4 protein-coding genes and 1 pseudogene are annotated in these 5,587 nt (G+C 58.1%); all 5 read left to right on the top strand.

Annotation, left to right across the window (positions count from 1 at the left end; all coding sequences use genetic code 11):
- Window positions 1-193 precede the first annotated feature (193 nt).
- Window positions 194-2,854, top strand: a complete 2,661-nt coding sequence (locus CKY02_RS22140) for a CHC2 zinc finger domain-containing protein (protein WP_112896918.1) — start codon at window positions 194-196, stop codon at window positions 2,852-2,854.
- A complete protein-coding gene (locus tag CKY02_RS24160; RefSeq protein ID WP_146747485.1) occupies window positions 2,817-3,026 on the top strand; it encodes a hypothetical protein in 210 nt (69 codons plus the stop codon). The genes CKY02_RS22140 and CKY02_RS24160 overlap by 38 nt, the downstream gene beginning before the upstream one ends.
- Before the next feature lie 31 nt (window positions 3,027-3,057).
- Complete coding sequence (locus tag CKY02_RS25070; protein ID WP_167405359.1) at window positions 3,058-3,219, top strand: hypothetical protein; 162 nt, start codon at window positions 3,058-3,060, stop codon at window positions 3,217-3,219.
- Window positions 3,220-3,267: 48 nt separating this feature from the next.
- On the top strand, window positions 3,268-4,266 hold the full coding sequence (gene xerC, locus CKY02_RS22145) for a site-specific tyrosine recombinase XerC (protein WP_112896919.1): 999 nt from the start codon (window positions 3,268-3,270) through the stop codon (window positions 4,264-4,266).
- A gap of 995 nt (window positions 4,267-5,261) precedes the next feature.
- Window positions 5,262-5,432: pseudogene (locus tag CKY02_RS26820) on the top strand (RHS repeat-associated core domain-containing protein); the annotation flags it as partial.
- Window positions 5,433-5,587: the final 155 nt, after the last annotated feature.

Genomic DNA, 5,587 nt, shown 5'->3' on the forward strand with positions numbered 1-5,587 from the left:
TTGTGTTAACTGCCTTGATTTACGAATAGATGAGAGGTTTTTACCAAAATCAGTCATGGACAAACATAGCCAAGTTAGTTGTTTGTTCCACATGCTAAATCCCCTCCTGAAAATTAATTCTTGAAAGTATTCTAATGTCCTGTTTAAAATAGGTCAATATAGACCTTGACGTATTTTTTAAAGGATTAACGATATGGCCCGCATTCCCGAAGCCGAATTACAGCACCTGAAAGCCGCCGTCTCCTTAGTCGCCGTGGTGGAACAACAGGGGCGACAGCTCTTTAAACGCGGCAAAGATTACGTGCTGCTGTGCCCGTTCCATCAGGAGAAAACCCCGTCAATGGTGCTGTCACCCGCCAAAAATCTCTATCACTGCTTCGGTTGTAATGCCGGCGGCTCCGTGCTGGACTGGGTGATGAAAACCGAGCGGCTCAGCCTGCGTCATGCCTGTGAACGGTTGCGTGCAGAACTGGGGGCCAATTCCGCGGTGGAAACGCTGCCAGCGGTCCCCTCCGTGGCAGAAGAAGCCGGGCGGCAGACATTATTAGCCCGGGTGGTTGAGTTCTATCACCAGACTTTACTGACGTCCTCAGAGGTTCAACAGTACCTGAAAAAACGCCGCCTCGACCATCCCGAACTGGTCAGCCACTTTAAACTCGGCTTTGCCAACCGCACGCTCAGCTACCGGCTGCCGGATAAAAAACTCAAAGCCGGGGCCGAAATCCGCGCTCAGCTTCAGGCGGTCGGGTTACTGCGTGACAGCGGTCATGAACACTTCAACGGCTCGTTAGTGGTGCCCGTTATCGGGATGCACGGCCAGATACACGAAATGTACGGCCGCAAAATCACAGACCGTCTGCGGGCAGGCACGCCGTTGCATCTGTATCTGCCGGGCACGCATGGCGGCGTCTGGAATGAAGCGGGGCTGGCCGGTTCGGCCTCGGTTATTCTGTGTGAATCTCTGATTGATGCGATGTCCTTCTGGTGCGCGGGGTATCGCCATGTGACCTGTTCGTATGGGGTACACGGCTTCACCGACGCTCACCGGCAGGCGTTCCGACAGCACGGTGTCAAACAGGTGCATATTGCCTATGACAATGACAAAGCCGGCAATGAAGCCGCCGCCGCGCTGGCGGCAGAACTGCAACTGGCGGGGCTGGATGTCTGGCGGGTGGTGTTCCCCGAAGGCCGCGATGCCAACCGGTTTAGCTGCGAGGTGGCGAACCCGGAAAACGCCTTCGGTCAGTTACTGGAGGCGGCACAATGGCTCGGTGAGCCGGCGAAAATGCCGCCGGCAGCCCCAAATACGGCTGCGGTTGCGCCGGTCTCTTCGGCGGCATTAGTGCCCGAACCGGGCGTCGTGACCACGTTAGCAGAGAACGGCGATATCGTTATCCAACAGGATGGGCAGGAATGGCGGCTGCGCGGCGTACCACAGAAAATCGGCGCGGTGATGAAAGTCAATGTACAGGTTGTGGATAAAAACAGCGGCGCACTGTTCGTGGACAGCCTCGATATTCTGAGCGCCCGTGCCCGGGCGGGGTTCGTACGTCAGGCCACTCAGGAGCTGGCCCTGCCGGAAACGCTGATTAAGCGTGAGCTGGGGCGGGTATTACTGGTGCTGGAGCAACGCGCGTGGGCCGCAGCAGAAACCGTTCAGGCGGCCAAATCCCTGAGTGCCGATGAACAGCAGACCGCGCTGGCTTTGCTGGAAGACCCGCAACTGGTCGGGCGCATCACGTCCGATTTAGCCGCCTGTGGCGTGGTCGGCGAATCCACCAATCTGCTGGCGGCCTATCTGGCGGCGGTCAGCCGTAAACTGCCCAAACCCTTAGCCGTCCTGATACAGAGCAGCAGCGCCGCCGGGAAATCGTCACTGATGGACGCCGTGCTGAACCTGATACCGAAAGAGGAACGCCTCCAGTACAGCGCCATGACCGGGCAAAGCCTGTTCTATCTGGGGGAAACCAATCTCCAGCATAAAATCCTGGCCATTGCCGAAGAGGAAGGGGTGCGGCAGGCCGCTTATGCGTTGAAGCTGTTGCAGTCGGACGGCGAGCTGACAATGGCAAGCACGGGCAAAGATGAAGCCACGGGCAATCTGGTGACCAAAAGCTACACGGTGAAAGGCCCGGTCATGCTGATGTTAACCACCACCGCCATTGATGTGGATGAAGAGTTATTAAATCGCTGTCTGGTGCTGACGGTGAATGAATCGCGCGAGCAGACCGAAGCCATCCATACGTTGCAGCGCCACAAACAAACCCTCGAAGGGTTACTGGCCGAGAGCGAGCGGGACTATCTCACCGCGCTTCACCAGAACGCCCAACGGTTGCTGAAACCGCTCAATGTGGTCAATCCGTATGCGCATCAGCTGACCTTTATGTCTGACAAAACCCGCACCCGCCGTGACCATATGAAGTACCTGACGCTCATCCAGAGTATTGCCCTGCTGCATCAGTACCAGCGGGAAATCAAGACCGCCGAACATCGCGGCCGAAAGCTGGACTACATCGAAGTGACCCAAGACGATATCCGGCTTGCAAACCAGCTTGCGCATGAAATCTTAGGCCGGACGCTTGACGAAATGCCACCACAGACCCGCAAGCTGTTATTGCTGATACAGGACTGGATAAAAGCCGGCGGCCAGCCGCGCCATGAAATGATTTTTACCCGTAAACAGTTGCGCGACGCAGTGCAGTGGGGCGATACGCAACTGAAAATCCATCTCGCCCGGCTGGTTGAAATGGAATACCTGTTGTTGCACCGGCGCGGGCTGACGTTCGCCTATGAGCTGCTGTTTGACGGTGAAGACAGTGATACTGCGCACTTGTGCGGCCTTATCGTGCCATGACAGGGCGGGTATGACGGGTTCCAGTCGGGGTAAAAGAATCAGCGGTCGCCCATCAGTCGGAGCATGGTCGGCGGGCGGTCGGATACGCAAAATCAGCGCCAAGGCAGGCACCACAAGGCTTCATGGCAAAGCGGTCGGACAACATCAAAAAACACAGTTCCGGGAAGAGTAAATCAACACATCGTAACCGTGACAGGGCAGGTATGACTTATTCCGGTCGGGGTAAAAGAATCATCGGTCGCCCATCAGTCGGGGCACGGTCGGCAGGCGGTCGGATACGCAAAGTCAGCACCGGGGCAGACACCGCAAGGCTTCACGGCAAAGCGGTCGGACAACACCCAAAAACACGGTTCCGGGAAGCGTAAATCAACACATCGTAATCCCATTCCTTATCACACAGACAGGAGCTTCTCATGGCATCAACGACACTCAGACAACACATCCAGCACTTCCTTGAACACCTTGACGCCCTGCGCTATACGCGGGAAACCCGGGCGCATTACCGGAGTAACCTGCTGGAGTTCGTCCGCTGGTGTGACGAACGGGGACTCACCACCGCGCAGCAGGTGAGCTTCGCCCAGCTGGAAAGCTGGCAGCGGGGACTGGCCGCGCAGAAAAATCGTCACGGTCGTCCCCTCACGGCCAGCACGCTCGTGAAAAAGCTGACCAGCGTGCGTAACCTGTTTAGCTGGCTGACAAAGCGGCAACATCTGCTGTATAACCCGGCGCGGGAACTGGAGCTGCCACGCCCGGAACGGCGTTTACCGTGGGGCATGCTCAGTGAGCAGGAAACCCGGCGCGTCCTGAGCCTGACCGACGATAATAACCCGCTGAGCGTGCGTGACCGCGCCGTGATGGAAACACTGTGGAGCAGCGGCATCCGGCGTTCAGAAGTCCAGCGGTTGCAGGTCAGTGATGTCGACTTTGAGCGCGGCATGCTGTTTGTCCGGCTGGGCAAAGGACGCAAAGACCGGGTAGTGCCGTTCGGCGAATCGGCGCGGCACTGGCTGCAACGTTACCTGAATGATGTCCGCCCGCGCCTGATATGGGGACCCGATCCGGGGTATCTGTTCGTGTCACAGCGAGGCAAAGCGCTGGCTGAGGGCACGATGACCCAGATAGTGCGCAACGCCCTTCATCGCGCCGACATCGACAAACCCGGCGGCTGTCACCTGTTCCGGCACAGCATGGCGACGCAGATGTTAGAGAACGGCGCGGATACCCGGCACATCCAGGCGATATTAGGCCATGCGAGTCTGGACGCCACCCAAATCTATACGCGGGTGGCTATCGGTCACTTAAAGAAAGTGCATGAGCAGACGCACCCGGCAGAACGGCAGTCAAAGCAGGCAACGCCGTCAGACGACAAACAGGCCGATAGCGACAAGCCGGACAGCCCGAAGCCGGTCTGAACGCGCTGTGTTGCCGGACAGTCTTTAAAGTTAGCCGCTTCCCTGTGAGCGTGTGGGGTGCAGTGAAAGGCAGACTGCGCGCGTCCCTGCGCACAGACTGCCTCCCTACCTCCGGCGTGCCCGGCAGTAAATGCCGGCCGCCCGGCGCTGAACCCCGGCGTTCTCTGTGACCGTCGTTGCCGGTCAGCCGCCATTGAACATAATGTGGCATTAAGCGCAATGGGCCTGAACGGCCCGCCGCGCTTAACAAACATTATGTCGGCGCCGCCCACCAATGGGCGCTGCGCGGCCACCTCAACCCCGGTGAGCGGCTGGCCGCCGGGTGGGGCCTCTTAGCCCCCATGGCGCACCGGGCTGCGCCCGCTGCTGTCAGCCTCAATGCAAAATCCCGCCGCCGCAGTCGCCGCCGTCCGTGGCGGCTCCGGTGTTAACATCCGCCTTAAACCGTTGTCGGTCAGTCCGTCAGGGTCAACGGCCCTGAAGGCAGGCCAGCAAGCTGGCCGCGGTTTATTGCCCCCGCCCAACCCTGCTGCACTGGCTGCGTCCGGCTCGCAGTCGCAGGCTCCTCGCTCGTCTCCGTACTCGCCATCTCCGCCCCGTCCGCCCCCGCGGGCGGGGGCTCCCCGCTGAAAAGCTTCACCTGCGGGCCTGGCCCGCCCGCACCCGGCCAACCCGCGTCAGCGGCGCAGACAAGCTGCCCCGCCGCCCCGGGTTATCGATAAAACCCGGTTCTGGCAGGTTGAAAGGCGGTGTACAAACACGTCAGCAAATACACACAAGGGGTTAACGGCAGCTAACACCGCCGCTATACTGCTCAATGTGCAGACCGGATAAGGGCGTCAGGGTATGGCGGTAGCGTGCACACATCCTGAAAAGGCACGTCGGGTCAAAAAAAGTTGCAGGAGAAAAATGGGCGAAACGCGTCCTTCTGAAAGCCTTGTCCTGTGCGGGCTGGCATCGCCCTGTAAGTATGACTGCCTCGGAGCTGATGCCCCTTTTGTGGTCAGTACGAAGACGAGGAAAGCGGGCTGTTTTATAACCGGCACCGTTATTACGACAGGGAAACGGAACAGTACTTATCGCCAGATCCTTTGAATCTTAGTGGAGGATTTAACCCGTACGGGTATGTTCATGATCCGGTCAATTGGATTGACCTCTTTGGATTGATGGTTGTTACTGGTGTGACCAAAAATAGACTTTCCCGAGTGAGCCCTGAATGGCGAAGACTTTATGGTCCAGCAACAATGAGAGACCACCATCTGATACCCCAAGCCATGATGAATGATAAAACGTTCATGATACAAATGAAAAATGCAGGAAT

The sequence above is a fragment of the Photorhabdus bodei genome (assembly GCF_003287735.1).
Lineage (GTDB): Bacteria > Pseudomonadota > Gammaproteobacteria > Enterobacterales > Enterobacteriaceae > Photorhabdus > Photorhabdus kayaii.